Origin of the sequence: Bacillus sp. Marseille-Q3570 (assembly GCF_946151055.1) — a bacterium.
Taxonomy (GTDB): domain Bacteria; phylum Bacillota; class Bacilli; order Bacillales; family Fictibacillaceae; genus Pseudalkalibacillus.
The window spans coordinates 193,184-208,195 of record NZ_CAMGYZ010000005.1 but is presented as its reverse complement, the minus strand read 5'-3'; the positions used below and the strand labels follow the sequence as shown (position 1 = coordinate 208,195).

Below are 15,012 nucleotides of genomic sequence, written 5' to 3'. Positions count from 1 at the left end.
TAGACTTATTTTTTACTGTTATAGTAATCTACTATCCCTTGATAGATCGCTTCTGCCATCAGTTCGCGATAGGTGTTAGAAGCGAGTTTCTTTGCGTCTTCTGGATTTGTCATGAATCCTAATTCAACCAATACCCCAGGAATCGTATTTTCACGAATGACATGGAAGTTCCCATGCTTCACACCACGATTGTAAGTATCAATCGCTTTATACAATCGGTTTTGGATGAATGTTGCAAGTTTCTTGCCTTCTTCTCCTTCTGGCGCAGTGTAATTGTAGTATGTTTCGGTACCATGAGCTCTCTCGTCACTGAATTTATTTGCATGAATACTTACAAATACAGTCGAATTACTGTTTTCTGCTATTTTTACGCGTTCACTTAGTGATGGATAAGTGTCATTATCTCGTGTCATAACAACATTTGCGCCCGCAACCTCGAGGTATTTCTTAAGCTTTTTACTTACATCCAGGTTGATTTCTTTTTCGACAAGACCATTTGCAATCCCACCTGGATCTTTCCCACCATGTCCAGGATCGATCGTGATTGTACTTTTATTGATGGATGAAATTGGTTTAGCCAGGTAATCTTGATGGACATATCCTTGCGTACTGGATGTTTTCACATATGCCCAATTATTTACGGTAAATTGAACATATGCATGTGTCCCGTGTGTTACACTACTGACTTTATTGTATGACGTCCCTGGTCCCTTGCGGACATTCAAAACATCGGCAGTGACGACTCGTTCTAATACTGAATTTTCTTTTTTTGTAACTCTATAAATAGGCTCTAAAGAACGTGCAACAAAAATCGCAAATTCTGTCCTTGTCATATCCTTCGTTGATTTGAAGGTATTATCAGGATATCCTTCTGAGATACCATGTGCTGTTATTTCATTGATCGGATGATAGACATGAGTAAATGGATTCACATCAGAGTAATAGTAATTATCATATGTATTGAATCCGAAGACCTGCGATAAGAGGTACGCCATTTCACCTCTTGTCATTGTTGCATCCGGTTTATATGTACCGTCTTCATAACCATTGATATAACCTGCTTCATATGCTGATTGGATATAGCCTGAAGCGTAATCTTTTGATGATACATCTTTAAATGATGTTGAACGTTTTGTCCCATTCAAGTCTTGTGCACGGCTGACCATGACTGCTGCTTCTCTTCTCGTCACTTTTTCATCAGGACGGAAAGTGTTGTCAGGATATCCATTGATGATTTCCTGGTTTACAAGATAATTGATTTGTTCCTTGTAAGGATAAGTAGAGCTGATATCCTTAAAACTACTATTCGCAGATACCATTCCAGGTGATCCACTCATAAGTGTTGCTGCAACGACAAAAAACGCCAACATAAAACTGACAAACTTCTTCATTTCCCCTTACTTCCCCCTATTAAACATGAATTTACGACAATTTTATCATATTTAACTGGAAAAATATTCGAATATTTGAAAGTTGGACCAATAGTAGGATAATTTTCTATCAAAATAACTATTTGGAAATTATTGATTGTAAGAAAAGTGAATGGATGGAAGTATGTTCTTAAAATGTAAAGGTTGTGTAAACCCTTCTTAAGAACCCTCAACTGTAAAAGGAGCATAACGAACTTTTCTATATACACAATTTAAGAAAGAAAAGAGGTATGAAATGGAACGAAGAAAACAAATACACGAAATCTATATTACGAGAGCGATTGCAATCATAGGCGTCCTTATCGTTCATGCCACTGCCACTCCCGTTACACTGATTACGGATCCAAATCTATCAAAAGGCTTCCATTTCATGAATGTCTTCTTCAAGTTTGGAACGACGACGTTCATCCTATTAAGCAGTTTTGTTTTATTTTATACATATTATCATCGCTCGTTGAATCGGAAGTTGATAGGAAGGTTTTATAAACGGAGACTTTTATACATCCTTTTGCCTTATGCGCTTTTTTCGGTCGCTTACTTTTTTGGACCATTTTCGAACTATCCCTTTTTCCAGGGAGTCGATAAAGAAGCTGTTAAATCATTTATCATTAGTATGTTGACCGGAAAAGCTGAAGGTCATCTTTATTTCGTGTTCATCAGTGTACAGCTTTATCTGATGTTCCCGCTTTTCCTTTGGTTATTGAAAAAGTTCCCTTCATTCTGTAAATACTTGGTGTTGATCGGGTTTGCTTCTCAATGGGCGTTCGTTATTTTAAACCATTATTACTTACAAATCCCAATGAAAGGCAGTATTGCATTTTCTTATTTCTCCTTTTACTTTACCGGGGCTTTCCTGGGTATCTATTATCAGCAAATCATGGATTGGTTGAAACAAAACAAATTTCAATCCGTCATGTATCAAGCTGTGTTGGTCTGTATATGGCTTGGTGTTGCGGGTACCCATATATGGATGTGGTATGTTACAAGAATCGAAGAGAGACAACTACCACAATTCATGTTCGAAGGGGTTTGGAATGCACATACATTCCTCTCTGCCATCGTATTGATCGTGATTTCCCATTATATTTTCCACCTTGCATCTGCAAAGTTAGTTAATACTTTGATTCATCTCGGCGTGCTCTCTTTTGGAATCTATTTAATCCACATTTTCGCTTTACGTGCATATACGTACCTTATTCCCTACGAAGGGGAGCCACTCCAATATTCATTGACTGTCGGTGGAGCGTTTTTAGCAGAATTGTTGGTATCAGGCTGGATTGTAAACTTATTCTTGAAGAGACTTAGCTGGTCTTGGATCATTTTCGGTGCAATGCCAAAAGTAACGCCTTATAAATCTGGTTTAGAAAGAGCTTGATGGCAAAAAACAGGACCGATTTCTTCGGTCCTGTTTCTTTATTGTTCACTTTTCCGATATTCCCTGATCAAATCACTTCCTAATATTTGATCAGACATTTGCAGCTGATTGACAGCTTTTTCATATGGTTCCTGGCAATTGACTAGATTAATCTTTTCTTTCAACTCTAAGTCATAACAGCTTCCGTTATCAAAAACGCCATCGATTGATGCTTGATATACGACTTCCTCCGTTATGTAAGAACCAGAGCGAAAGACCACTGGATTTTGATGTTCGACAAAAGCAGGCGTCCCGATCATATATTCTTTACTCATATCGATGCCTAATAAATGCATTAAAGTCGGACCTAAATCGATTTGTCCCATTGTTTTTTCATACGTCCCTGCCTTCTCTCCATCAGGTAAGCGAATCATCAGTGGTAAGCGTTCTTTTTCTTTTAGATATTCGGTCTTATTCTTATCCACTTCCATGAATTTTGCCATTTCACCGTCTTCAGCCATCAAACCGGAGTCATGGTCGCCGTATAACATAACAACCGAATCATCCCAAACACCTTGGTCTTTTAGTTTTTGTATGAATTTACCCATTGCTTCATCCACATAATGAGCAGATTGGAGATAATTTTTAAAGGTCGTATCATTTAAACCGGTTAGATCCATTTTTTTGTGTTTTTCCGGAAACTCGTAAGGATAATGGCTGGTTAGGGTGATCAACATTGAATAGGAAGGTTTGTTTTGCTGTTCCATCATTTCAGCTGACTGATTCAAGAATGCCTTATCCGATATCGTCCATCCAATCGTCTCTGTTTCCTTAAAATCATCCAGACTATTGAACTCATCGAAGCCAAGCGTCTGATACATGATGTAACGATTCCAAAAACTCGGTTTGTAAGCATGGTAAGCTTCAGTGGAATATCCTTCTTCTTTAAATAAAGCAGGTGTAGACGAGAATTCATTACCAGAGTGTTTAATATAAGCTGAACCAGAAGGCAAGGGATAGAGTGACGTATTCAATAGAAATTCAGCATCGGAAGTACGTCCGCTTGCCGTTTGATCATAAAAGTTAGTGAAATTAAGACTTTCTTTTTTCAGCTTATTAAGATTCGGCGTAATTTCTTGTCCATTTACTTTCTCATCAATCAGCATGGATTGGAAAGCTTCCAGCTGGATGATGATGACATTCTTTCCTTCTGCGATTCCATAATAATCGGATTTAGTACTCAATACTTCTTGATGCTTGAGGAACCAATCCTGTATTTCATCCTTCCGCTCAGCCGTAACGGTTTGACTATCTAATGATTCTGATATGAAACGATAGGTATCATATCCATGAAACCCTAGTAGACCAGTCAAATCATAAACACGCATATTCGATAACGTTTTTTCAAATAACCAGCTTCCCCCGAATCCAAGAAACACTTTTATCGGATAGTATGCACAAAAAATTCCGATCATAAGTGCCATGATTGCGGTAGTGATCCGCATCCAGATCGATGAACGCAAATTTCCTTTTGACCATTTGATTGCTAAAATGACGACTGGTATCAAAATGATCAAATCTATGATAAACAGAAGATCCGACCAACTGAAGAGATTCGAAATACTGCTCCCAAGTGAACTGACTTGCTTGAATTGCATCAAAACGGTTGATGAAATGATATCCTCAAAGTATCGATAATAAACTGCATCAGCCACAATAATGAAAGTCAACAAGCCATCTAAAACCAGCAGACTGATCCAGCGTTTTTTTCCTTTAAAAAGTAATGTCCAGAATGATGCGATCAATATCGAACCGAAACTCACCATCACTAATCCAGCGCGTAAGTTCTTCTCGGGTGTGTCGCTTATGAGGAATGTAAGGACATCTTTAATATAGCCAACAGCACCTTGAGGTACGAAAATCGTTTCTGTCATGATTGCAAATACATATAACTTCACCATGATCAGGAACACAAAAAGGAGATAATCACTGTATACAACCAAAGATAGACTTGTTTTTTTCAACCATTTCAATAAATTATCCATTCTACCATCCTTAATTTCTATTTAACTTTGATTAAAGAACTGTTAATTCCAGACTACATTAAAAAGAAGCGAAATTTGCGACACTCCTGCGGGATAAGCGAGCAACAATAAAGTATAACAAAGCCAAAAATCTTATAAATAATCTACTATTAATTGCTCTATGTAATGTAAAACAATCTGACAATCGTGTCAATTTTATCCTGAAACTTAGGAGTGGTTATTGCTCTACTTTCCCTTTTCCGGGTACACTTAAGTTGCAGTTTTTACAAAATGTCCCTACATAATTAATCACTTATCACCAATGGAGTTGGATTAAATGAAGAAATTAATCATAAGTTTTACAATCGTGGTTTTGGTCCTTGAAGTTTTTTTCCTGACAATCAGTAACTCTAAGCCTCAGACCATCGATATCCTGGTCGTTTATAATGAGGATTCTGATGAGTATCTTAAAACCTATCAAAATATGAAGAACTCATTCGTAACAAACACGACGATTGATTCTATGAAAATAGATGTTCTAAGTTCTGTAGACCTGTCAAATTATGAAATCATTTATTTAGACCCCTCAATAATCAGTACCTCATCCTTCAGGTCTTCCAAAGAATCATTAATGAATTTTGTGGAAAAAGGCGGGTACTTATTCCTTGAAAACCAATTTCATAATCAATTTTCCAAAGAGTTTATTGGCGCTGAATCCTTTCAAGACATCAAAAGCTTTCCAATTGCACCTCGTTATCCCAAGTTAAGCGAGGATGAAAAAGGTATCCAGAATTTCCTTAAGCATTTTTTTAAGGGTATAAACCAACACTATAGCAAGGAAGAACTTTCCTCCCTTACGCTGGGGAAAGGAATTATCCCCTCTAAAGCAAAATCTTTAGTGGTGGCAGATGGACTATCTTTATATACCATCAATGAATATGGGAAAGGGAATGTGTTCTTTTCAAGCTCCCTTCTCCCTAATAAATCATTCATTACATCATTTGATATGAAACCGAAAGCGGAAAATCAGGAATTTTTTAATTATACATTCGCAACTTCGAACTTTTTACTGCGAAATGAATTTTTATCATATGTAGCTAAAGATATGTACGGATACTCTGTCTCTAAAGTGCTTGGACCGAATGGCCGACCTGCCATGGCTGTACAAAATTACATTGATTCAACGAGTTCCATTAAAGAAGGGGCTATTGAAAAAGGGATTGATTTTTTAAAACAATATAATCAAATCCCCTCTTATTCTCTTGTTCGGGAAGCGCATGAGCAGGGTGTATGGAGTGAGGGAATTTCATATCATCCAAACGTCGGAACCGCTGATACACCAGCGTTTACGGGTGATTCTTCCGATACTACATATACTTCAGGCCACACTGTGAAAAGTGAAGGCAAAACGTTAAAGGGGGCTCAATATCCAGAGCATAAAAATCTGGGCGAGGATATCGAACTTCCTTACCGTGCTTATGTTGATTTCAAAGACGTCAACAAAGACGGAATCTTAGATATTGTATCAGGTAGTGGTAACGGACAACTCCTTTTCTACAAAGGGGAAATTGCAGATGAGAACTATGCAGCAAAGAAAGGGACGACTATCAAATTGGTTACTGGTCAGAATATCGATGTTGGTAATTATTCGTCCCCTATTTTATATGATATGAATAATGATGGATATTTGGACTTAGTTGTAGGAATGGAATCTGGAGCTGTGGTAACCTTTATCAACAGTGGTAATTTTACTTTTGAAGCACCTGAAGAAATCGTAAAACCGAACGCTATACATACTCACTCTGCCCCAGCTATAGCTGACATCAATAATAATGGCGCGGACGACCTTATTGTCGGCACAGCAAGTGGACATGTCTATATGCTAGATGGAGACCTAAACGACAACCAGCGCACCTTCTCGTCGACAAAAGTGATTTTAAAAGACACTGAAAACAACTATATCAATGTCGGAGGATTCGCTGCACCCAAATTGGTCGATTTAAATGCTGACGATAAAAGAGACCTGTTGCTTGGGATGAAGGAAGGGTATATCAAACGATTTGAACTGACATCAGATGGACTTGCTGATCAAGGTTATCTCGAAGGTGACCGCTTTAATGCATTCGGCAACAATCGCTTGTGGGGTGGTCGTTATTCTGTGCCGGAAATAGCAGATTTGAATCAAGATGAGCAACCAGATCTAGTGACGGGAAAATTAATTTATGGAAATGCAGTCCCAATCGATTCTGATGAGTTTAAATATGAGCAGCAATTGAGAGATTCTTTAGCGTATGCAAAGGAACACCACATCAAGATTGAACCCCATATTTTCGTTCACAACTATGAATCTATAGAACAAGAAAAAACAGAGATTCAGCTACACAAAAAAGCATTTGACTTCTATGGTCTTTCTTGGAATCAAATTGGTGCAAATCAACATGAGTGGGAAATTAACCAGGAAAAGCACACGCAAACATTCAATTCTGAACAACAAGAGGGGATTTGGTGGAACTCAGGGTTTAAACCTCCCCATACACCGGGGAAACCATCACAAGATCAAGAATACCTTTGGGTAATACCATTTCCATTGATGAAAGGAAAGAGTGTAGAGAACTTCATAATCAACAATCCTGCTCCAGATATTTCGAAGTATAAGAGCGCTTACGAGATGTACAGCTATTTTAATCTACCAATTAGTCATCAATTGCATATCGGCAATGATATCTTAAGGAAAGACGAGACCAATACGCTTACTGAAAAAGTTGAACTTCTAAATCAAATCAGACTTGTGCATGATTACAATTTTACAACTGAAGATCGCATGGCAAAGAGCATTCTTTCCACTTATAAAGCAGAATCGACATTAGAATATAACCCGATTGAAAAGGTTTGGCATGACGCTCAGAACTGGATACGCCGTAAACTGCATCATAGTGTATATATCACCACAAACGCCGATGAATCGATTGAAGAACTTGCTGGAAACTATCAAAATGCAATCGGCTACAAGGTTGAAATGGGTGAAAAATATAAAGGTTTCTTATTTAATACAGACTCATCGGTCTATATGTATGACGGTACGACCTTGTATTTCAAAGGCTTTGGGAAAACGAAACTGACTTTAGATACAGAAAAAAATACAAAGCCTCATATCATGAGATCAAATATACCAGTAGGTGTTCGTGATAATAACGGTCAAACTGAAGTTTCCCTATTGGATGGTGGTTTACAACAATTAAAAGTATATGCACCAGGCGGATTAGAAATTTTTGATGATTCAGGATGGGACATTAATAATGAAGGTGATGTTTATACCTTGACACGTTATGGTGATCCAACAGAGTTGAATTGGGATTATAAGGTAAATAATTAGGTATATTGTTTTTCATATATAGTAAAAAACGCATAGGATATCTATCAGAAAACACCTTAAAATTGGAAATGTGACTAATTTCAGGGGGTTAGAGAGAATGAAAAAGCTTTTTTTATGTATTGTTATAACTTTATTTGTAGTTGCTCCGATTTCAAATGTGCATGCGAGTAATATGAGCAACTATCTTCCAATCGATTTGGCAGAAAATCCCGATCATTGGGCAGCTGAATATATGATGCAATTGATTGACGCTGATATCATGAAAGGTTACGTAAAGTTAAATGGAGATCTTTATGCGAAACCAGACACGAATATTTCTCGTGCAGAAGTTGCAGCATTGCTTGTCCGTTCATTAGACCTAGAATCAACAGAAGCAGGTAAAACTTTCAGCGATGTTCCTGAAGGTTTTTGGGGATATGAAGAAATTCAAATTGCAAGCTCTCTAGGTATTGTAAATGGTGTGACTGATACAGAGTTTGCGCCTAATAAATTCATCACTCGAGAACAATTGGCAGCCATGATTGTCCGTGCCTTTGGAGAAACGGTGGATTTTTCAGGTGAACCGATGACATTCAGCGACGTAAAAAATAACTGGGCAAAAGAATACATCGATCAAGCGAGCAGTGTCGGCATCATTAATGGATACGATGGAAAGTTCTTCCCAAAGGACACAGCGACCCGGGCAGAAACCTCTAAGATGCTGATCGTAGCTTTACATTTGGAAATGGTAGATTTACCTTCCGATTCAGAGTTGACTGATCTTGTTCTCAATCATGAAAATGCTGTCTATGAAAAATTGAAGACAAATGATTATAGAGCAACGTATCCGATATTTGATCAATATACACTCGGTTTTTATCATGCAATGGTGACAGATGTGACTGATCTGTACTTATATTTAACTGAATACGATGGATATAAATTCGCATTTGAACAAGTAGGGACACCTGAGATGAATGTTATTTCCAAGAATACAAGGATGGCAACGGTAGACTTGTCTAATCTGTCTTATGACGTAACGGTCACCCCTCCTAATTCAACGGGAGAAACAGAAAACGATGATTCAACAAGTGGGATATACTTCTTACGAATGATTGATGGGGAATGGAAGATTTATAGTCAAGTTCCACACGCTTTTGAGAATGCAAGTTTCGAGACATCAAGTATTACTCCCATGAAAAGTACAAGATAATAGATAAAGGACCTGATCATTCATTGATTCAGGTCCATTTCATATTTAGATTACGTCAAAGCTATCCGGTCGTTCTGTTCTTTTATTAAAATGATAGAGGATGGCTTCTACAGTTCGTTTAGAAGCATTCCCATCTCCATAAGGATTTGATGCTCTAGACATTTTCTTGTACGCTTCGTCATCAGTTAGGAGTGTATTCGCCAGGCTGTATATTACCTCTTTATCTGTACCTGCGAGTTTCAATGTGCCAGCTTCAATTCCTTCAGGACGTTCTGTTGTATCTCTTAAAACCAGGACTGGTACGCCCAAAGAAGGTGCCTCTTCTTGAATCCCCCCAGAATCAGTGAGAATCAAGTGTGCTCTTGAGGCAAAGTTATGGAAGTCTACTACTCCAAGAGGTTCAATCAAATGAATTCTTGGATGATCACTTAAAAGCTCGTCAGCTGTTTCACGTACAACTGGATTTAGATGGACAGGATATACGACCTGGATATCCTTGTGGGTTTCAACAAGGTTCCGGATAGCCGAAAACATGTTCCTCATAGGTTCACCCTGGTTTTCCCGACGATGGGCAGTCATCAGTACGAGTCTTTCATTAGAGTTGATTTTTTCAAGGACCGGATGAGTATAGTTATCGGTAACAGTTGTCTTAAGTGCGTCAATGGCTGTATTACCTGTCACAAATATTGAATCGGCTTTTTTATTTTCATTGATCAAGTTTGCTGCTGATTGCTTTGTCGGTGCAAAATGCAAGTCAGAAAGAACACCTGTGAGCTGACGATTCATCTCTTCGGGGTAAGGAGAATGCTTATTATATGTGCGTAGACCTGCTTCCACATGCCCTACCTCAATTTTATTATAGAACGCCGAAAGACTCGCCACGAATGTGGTCGAGGTATCACCATGTACGAGGACAATATCAGGCTCCGCTTCCTTCATGACCCGATCCAAGCCTTCTAAAGCTTTGTTCGTTACTTCGACTAAGCTTTGGCGAGCCTTCATAATGTTCAAATCATAATCGGGAGTTACTTCAAATATCTCCAATACTTGATCGAGCATTTCTCTATGTTGTGCTGTTACCGTTACGATCGATTCAATCTCATCAGGATGTTTTTCCAGTTCAAGGACAAGCGGACACATCTTGATCGCTTCAGGCCTTGTCCCGAAGATCGTCATGACTTTAATCTTTCTATCCATACAGTTTTCCCCCTAACTTTCAACTATGTTCAATGGTACTTTTTCACATTACCAAGGTCAATTTTTTTCTGTAATGCGTTGTGACTGCTTCTGTTTTCGGGCTTTTTATATATAAGCTGGTGTGCCAATATTACTCCTAAAATTGCTCCTGCACTATCTAACATAACATCCTCGACATGAGGAGATCTTTGCACGGTGAACCCCTGGTGGAACTCATCTGAAGCAGCATAAATACTTGTCAAAAGCCATGAATAAAAAAGGATTGGTTTTCTTGTTTTTATGGTGATTCTTATTGCCCGGTAGATGAAGATGGCCAGAATCAAATATACCGTCACATGAGCACCTTTTCGGATGAAAAACTCTATGTATCCCGCTTCCCCTAGCCGATTGACACTTACTACTTCACCAGCATAATTAAAAGTCAGTTCAGAAAAATAAATTGATACCCATCCTAGTTCTACAGTATCAAGGAGCATTGGTTTGATATCTTGATCATTGTATGGTTGGGATGAAGAATAAAAGATCATTCCCATCCATATTAGAACTGGTCCCCAATAAAGTAATAATTTCTTCATTTCCATCCCTCTGAATCTCATTCTAAAGTAATGTCGCTTTCTTCATCTTATCATAGCACCTACTTGTATTCATTTGACATCAATGATTTTCATAACAAATCTTTTTTTGCTATTTTAAAGAAAAAAGGAAAACCTTTTGATAAGTGAACCGTATATAGTTATGTAGAGGTTAATTGTTAGAAAAAGGAGCGTAAAATATAATGAAAACATATAAAGTTCTTCAGTGGGTGACCGGAGGGTGTGAAGCTTTCCTTGCGATCCCGTTTATTGGAGGGACATTCGTCTTAGCGAATTGGTACATCCCGTTGTTTGTGATGTTAGGGCTTCATATTGTTACACTTGTATATGTAAACAAGGAAGCGAAAATCGGGTTTCAACGAGTTGGAAGCATTTTTGGGATCATCACTTCATGTATAGCCTGGATCCCTTTTATAGGCTGGTTCATGCACACTATTACAGCAATCATCCTATTGATCAGTGCCGCACGAAAAGACAAAGATGAAGACGAAGTAGAAGTAATCGGATAACGTCCGCAGCACCGCTTCTGCTTCGATTCGGTGCCAGGCACCGTTTAAGAAAGCAGTTATACCAAGGGGTTTGAAATGGTGCCTGGCACCGATCAAAAACTCAAGCTTATCAAGGGTTTCAAAACGGTGCCTGGTACACCTGTTGCCCATTAATAGAAAGGAGCGATTATTTTGGATCATAATAGTGAACTATCCAAGGAAGAAAGAAATTGGGGTATGTATGTCCATCTAGCTGCTTTTGCAGGTTATTTGACAGCAGCGCTCGGTTTCATCATAGGGCCGCTTCTGCTCTGGTTACTTAAAAAAGATGAATATGCCTATGTCGATTATCACGGTAAAGAGGCATTGAACTTTCAGATCAGTTTCTTCATATATGGACTTGTGGCTGGAGCGTTAATGATAATCCTTATTGGCTTCGCTCTACTTCCGATCGTGGTGATCTTACATCTTATTTTCATGATCATTGGAACGATCCGAGCAAGTGAAGGCAACTACTACCGCTTTCCATTGACGATTCGTTTCATTAAATAAAGAGAGGGGATGGACTTTGTGAAGAAATTGTTGCTCACTCTCCTTACTGCTTTCATTTTTATAATCACATCATGTATCCAGGAACCTAACGGAGTTACTAGTATTGAGGTATTACTATGGGAAAGCGATGAAAGAATCGAAACCATTACGGATAAAAAGTTCATCTCTGAATTGGCTCAAAAATTAGAAACTGCTGAAACATCCTCAACGACGACCATGGATTTTGTATCACCTGAATACAAATTACTTTTCAAAAAAGAATCAGAAGTACTTTATGAATTAGGATACTACAAAAAAGCTATGAAATTAGGTGTAGAAGGTCATTATTGGAACTTTCCAGAGGATGAAATGATTGGTGTGATGCTGGAGTTGCCCAATAGAAAGTAATCCGAAAAAGTCCTCCTTTTCTAAGGGGGACCTTTATAATGTGTAATAATGTAACTTAGGAAGTTCAAGGACGATCTTTTAAAATATCATGAATCTCATAATCGACTGTAAATCCAGTATTAGGCAGATAATAAATGACAAAATATCTGTTGCGGTATTCATAAGGAATTTCCTCGATTATATTACCGACGTCGTACTCTTCACCTTTTAAAGTGATTGAATTGATGACATTGAATTTATAACCTTTTTCCACAGAAGTCGGTATCCCTTCAACCCGCTCGATTTCTCCATTTATGTAAAGCGGTGTATCTTTTATGTAATCAGGTAAGTGATATAAGCATAACAAAAAGAATCCAAAGAAAAGGATAGCAGTATTCAATGATTTTCTTTTGGATTCTGAAAGATATACCCCATTTTTCCAGTTGATAAAAACAAAAATTGATAGGCAAAGAAGTCCAATATCTAACCCAAGAAGCGAGAAGACTGCAAGCAGAAAATGAATATCTGAGACCATTCCTATTAAAGGAATTAACATAAGCAGCATTCCCTTTCTTAATAAAAGGACTTTCCTCATCCGTCTCTCCTTATTAAAAACTGAAAAATTGTACATAAACTAAACTCCTAAATATTCGATTTAACAATATACGAATATCTTTGCGAAAGGTTTCAATTTAAAAATGGAAAAGGCCTTCCTGATTCGAAGGAAGACCCTTCAGCTTACCTCTTATATACTCTTTCTCCATCGAACCAGGTTTCTAGAACTTTGATGTCTTTCAAATTTTTCGGATCAACTTCCGCCGGATGGTCCGATAACAGGACGAGGTCTGCTACATACCCTTCTTCAAGCTTCCCTTTCTTATCTTCTTGAAAATCGAGATAAGCTCCTGTTTCGGTGTAAGCTTTGTACATTTTATCAAGCTGCAGTCTCTCATCAGGAAGCCATCCGCCTTCTGGGTTACCGTCTTCATCGGTCCGGTTTACTCCGGCAAAAATATTCACGAGCGGCGAAAGTTCACCGATTGGACTGTCAGAGCTTCCAGTGTACGGAATTCCCATCTGATCTACTGTGTTCCATGGGTTACAGTACCTTTCCCTCTCTCTTCCGACCCAGTCCGCTGTCTGATCATATTCATCCATCATAAAATTAGGCTGGATCTCGAGGTAAGGCTTGATTTTCTGTAGTCTCTCCAGTAGGTCCGGCGCTAAAACCTGCGCGTGAATGATCCGATGGCGCAATTTCATCGCACCCACTTGCTCGATCGCATTAAGGGCTTGTTCAACGGAACGATCTCCGATGGCATGCATCGCAACCTGCATAATGTTTTCATCCGCCGTTTTCACCATTTCATTCAATTCTTCCTGGGTGTAAATCAGCTCACCGTCAGTTTCCGGTTTATCATGATAAGGTTCCCGAAGTGCTGCAGTATGCAACCGCTGGGTCCCGTCGAGGAAGATTTTAAAAGCACCAACTGTTACTCTGTCGGTTCCATCACCGGTACGTTTTTCATCGTTCTCCAGAAAGTTTTTCAAATCCTCCACAGCGTAAATGTAATGATGAAGCTGGGCTCTGATTGGCAGCTTCCCGTCTTTTTCAAGGTCCGTATACGTACGCCACACTTGATCGAAGGAACCCGCAAAATTGACATCATCAGTTTGGACCGAAGTGATTCCATGCTCAAGCAGATGAGGGATCGCGTCTTCGATGGCTTCGTACGTCTCCTCTTCCGTCTTGTTCCTGAAATGGTATTTGATGAAGTGGACCGCCGTATCCTTGAAGCGACCGTTCCAGTTGCCATTTTCATCTCTTTCGATGAATCGGTCATGATATTTTTCAAGTTCCGGCTCTTTACGGAGTATTTTTAACGCCTCTTCATTCACGATGCATTCGTGTCCATCATCATGTAAAAAGAACATCGGTTTCTCATACTCTAGCTCTTCCAATTCTTTTGCAGTCAAAGGGTGGTCTATATCTTCAAATTGATCGTCAATGACACCACGACCGATGACCCAATCGTGTTCTTCCATCATTTTTTCATTGTATTCATTGCGTACGATCTCTTTCATTTCCCGCCATGAAGTCACCTTTCGAAGGTCGAGCTCTTTTTTCATGAGACCGTACCGGAGCAGGTGCATATGGGTGTCGTTGAAAGATGCCGTCACCGTGGCCCCATTGCCATCGATGATATCATCAATTCGTGAATCCGCTCTGCCCCTGTTGATCGCTTTAATTTTTCCATCTTTAATGTCAATGTGGTGAATTTGCTTGTCCTCTTTTACATCTGGTCGGTAGATGTATACGTTGTCTATTACTGTCATGATAAACCTCCTAAAGTAAACTTGGTAAAGCCAAACCTTTGCGCTGGCTGAGCCTTAGTTGTCCTTATATTGAAGAATTAAATGCAAGAAAAAAGTTACGGGTAAT

General features: G+C 38.8%; 12 protein-coding genes. 6 read left to right on the top strand and 6 right to left on the bottom strand.

The annotated features are described in order from the left end of the window. Positions 1-5 precede the first annotated feature (5 nt). The gene (locus N8M93_RS10785; RefSeq protein ID WP_261131736.1) at positions 6-1,391 is read right to left on the bottom strand and encodes an N-acetylmuramoyl-L-alanine amidase; all 1,386 of its coding nucleotides are present in this window, start codon (positions 1,389-1,391) and stop codon (positions 6-8) included. A gap of 274 nt (positions 1,392-1,665) precedes the next feature. Here N8M93_RS10785 and N8M93_RS10780 point away from each other — a divergent pair, with 274 nt between their 5' ends. After that, a complete protein-coding gene (locus tag N8M93_RS10780; protein WP_261131734.1) occupies positions 1,666-2,805 on the top strand; it encodes an acyltransferase in 1,140 nt (379 codons plus the stop codon). A gap of 38 nt (positions 2,806-2,843) precedes the next feature. Here N8M93_RS10780 and N8M93_RS10775 read toward each other — a convergent pair whose 3' ends face one another. After that, entirely contained in the window at positions 2,844-4,829 is a 1,986-nt protein-coding gene (locus N8M93_RS10775; protein WP_261131733.1) for an LTA synthase family protein, read from the bottom strand. Between the two features lie 502 nt (positions 4,830-5,331). On the opposite strand from N8M93_RS10775, the gene N8M93_RS10770 reads away from it, so the two are divergent. Further along, the gene (locus tag N8M93_RS10770; protein WP_261131732.1) at positions 5,332-8,181 is read left to right on the top strand and encodes a VCBS repeat-containing protein; all 2,850 of its coding nucleotides are present in this window, start codon (positions 5,332-5,334) and stop codon (positions 8,179-8,181) included. Positions 8,182-8,278: 97 nt separating this feature from the next. Further along, a complete protein-coding gene (locus N8M93_RS10765) occupies positions 8,279-9,373 on the top strand; it encodes an S-layer homology domain-containing protein (RefSeq protein WP_261131731.1) in 1,095 nt (364 codons plus the stop codon). Positions 9,374-9,418: 45 nt separating this feature from the next. Here N8M93_RS10765 and wecB read toward each other — a convergent pair whose 3' ends face one another. Continuing rightward, positions 9,419-10,570: a non-hydrolyzing UDP-N-acetylglucosamine 2-epimerase gene (gene wecB, locus N8M93_RS10760; protein WP_261131729.1), complete on the bottom strand. Its 1,152-nt coding sequence runs from the start codon at positions 10,568-10,570 to the stop codon at positions 9,419-9,421. A gap of 29 nt (positions 10,571-10,599) precedes the next feature. Continuing rightward, the gene (locus N8M93_RS10755; RefSeq protein WP_261131728.1) at positions 10,600-11,145 is read right to left on the bottom strand and encodes a VanZ family protein; all 546 of its coding nucleotides are present in this window, start codon (positions 11,143-11,145) and stop codon (positions 10,600-10,602) included. 200 nt (positions 11,146-11,345) lie between these two features. Between N8M93_RS10755 and N8M93_RS10750 the strand changes: the two genes are divergently transcribed. The 3 genes from N8M93_RS10750 (at position 11,346) to N8M93_RS10740 (ending at position 12,590) form a co-directional block, all read left to right on the top strand. Continuing rightward, entirely contained in the window at positions 11,346-11,672 is a 327-nt protein-coding gene (locus N8M93_RS10750) for a hypothetical protein (RefSeq protein ID WP_261131727.1), read from the top strand. Between the two features lie 171 nt (positions 11,673-11,843). Further along, on the top strand, positions 11,844-12,203 hold the full coding sequence (locus N8M93_RS10745; RefSeq protein ID WP_261131726.1) for a DUF4870 domain-containing protein: 360 nt from the start codon (positions 11,844-11,846) through the stop codon (positions 12,201-12,203). An 18-nt stretch (positions 12,204-12,221) separates the two neighbouring features. Then, positions 12,222-12,590 (top strand): hypothetical protein, encoded by a 369-nt coding sequence (locus tag N8M93_RS10740; RefSeq protein ID WP_261131725.1) that lies wholly within the window; start codon positions 12,222-12,224, stop codon positions 12,588-12,590. Between the two features lie 64 nt (positions 12,591-12,654). Here N8M93_RS10740 and N8M93_RS10735 read toward each other — a convergent pair whose 3' ends face one another. Further along, positions 12,655-13,164, bottom strand: coding sequence for a hypothetical protein (locus N8M93_RS10735; protein WP_261131724.1), 510 nt, complete (start codon positions 13,162-13,164; stop codon positions 12,655-12,657). Positions 13,165-13,307: 143 nt separating this feature from the next. After that, positions 13,308-14,906: an amidohydrolase gene (locus tag N8M93_RS10730; RefSeq protein ID WP_261131723.1), complete on the bottom strand. Its 1,599-nt coding sequence runs from the start codon at positions 14,904-14,906 to the stop codon at positions 13,308-13,310. Between the last annotated feature and the right edge of the window lie 106 nt (positions 14,907-15,012).

Coding starts and splice junctions, on each gene's coding strand:
- N8M93_RS10785 (WP_261131736.1), bottom strand. CDS start 1,391: ATGAAGAAGTTTGTCAGTTTTATGTTGGCGTTTTTTGTCGTTGCAGCA.
- N8M93_RS10780 (WP_261131734.1), top strand. CDS start 1,666: ATGGAACGAAGAAAACAAATACACGAAATCTATATTACGAGAGCGATT.
- N8M93_RS10775 (WP_261131733.1), bottom strand. CDS start 4,829: ATGGATAATTTATTGAAATGGTTGAAAAAAACAAGTCTATCTTTGGTT.
- N8M93_RS10770 (WP_261131732.1), top strand. CDS start 5,332: ATGAAAATAGATGTTCTAAGTTCTGTAGACCTGTCAAATTATGAAATC.
- N8M93_RS10765 (WP_261131731.1), top strand. CDS start 8,279: ATGAAAAAGCTTTTTTTATGTATTGTTATAACTTTATTTGTAGTTGCT.
- wecB (WP_261131729.1), bottom strand. CDS start 10,570: ATGGATAGAAAGATTAAAGTCATGACGATCTTCGGGACAAGGCCTGAA.
- N8M93_RS10755 (WP_261131728.1), bottom strand. CDS start 11,145: ATGAAGAAATTATTACTTTATTGGGGACCAGTTCTAATATGGATGGGA.
- N8M93_RS10750 (WP_261131727.1), top strand. CDS start 11,346: ATGAAAACATATAAAGTTCTTCAGTGGGTGACCGGAGGGTGTGAAGCT.
- N8M93_RS10735 (WP_261131724.1), bottom strand. CDS start 13,164: ATGAGGAAAGTCCTTTTATTAAGAAAGGGAATGCTGCTTATGTTAATT.
- N8M93_RS10730 (WP_261131723.1), bottom strand. CDS start 14,906: ATGACAGTAATAGACAACGTATACATCTACCGACCAGATGTAAAAGAG.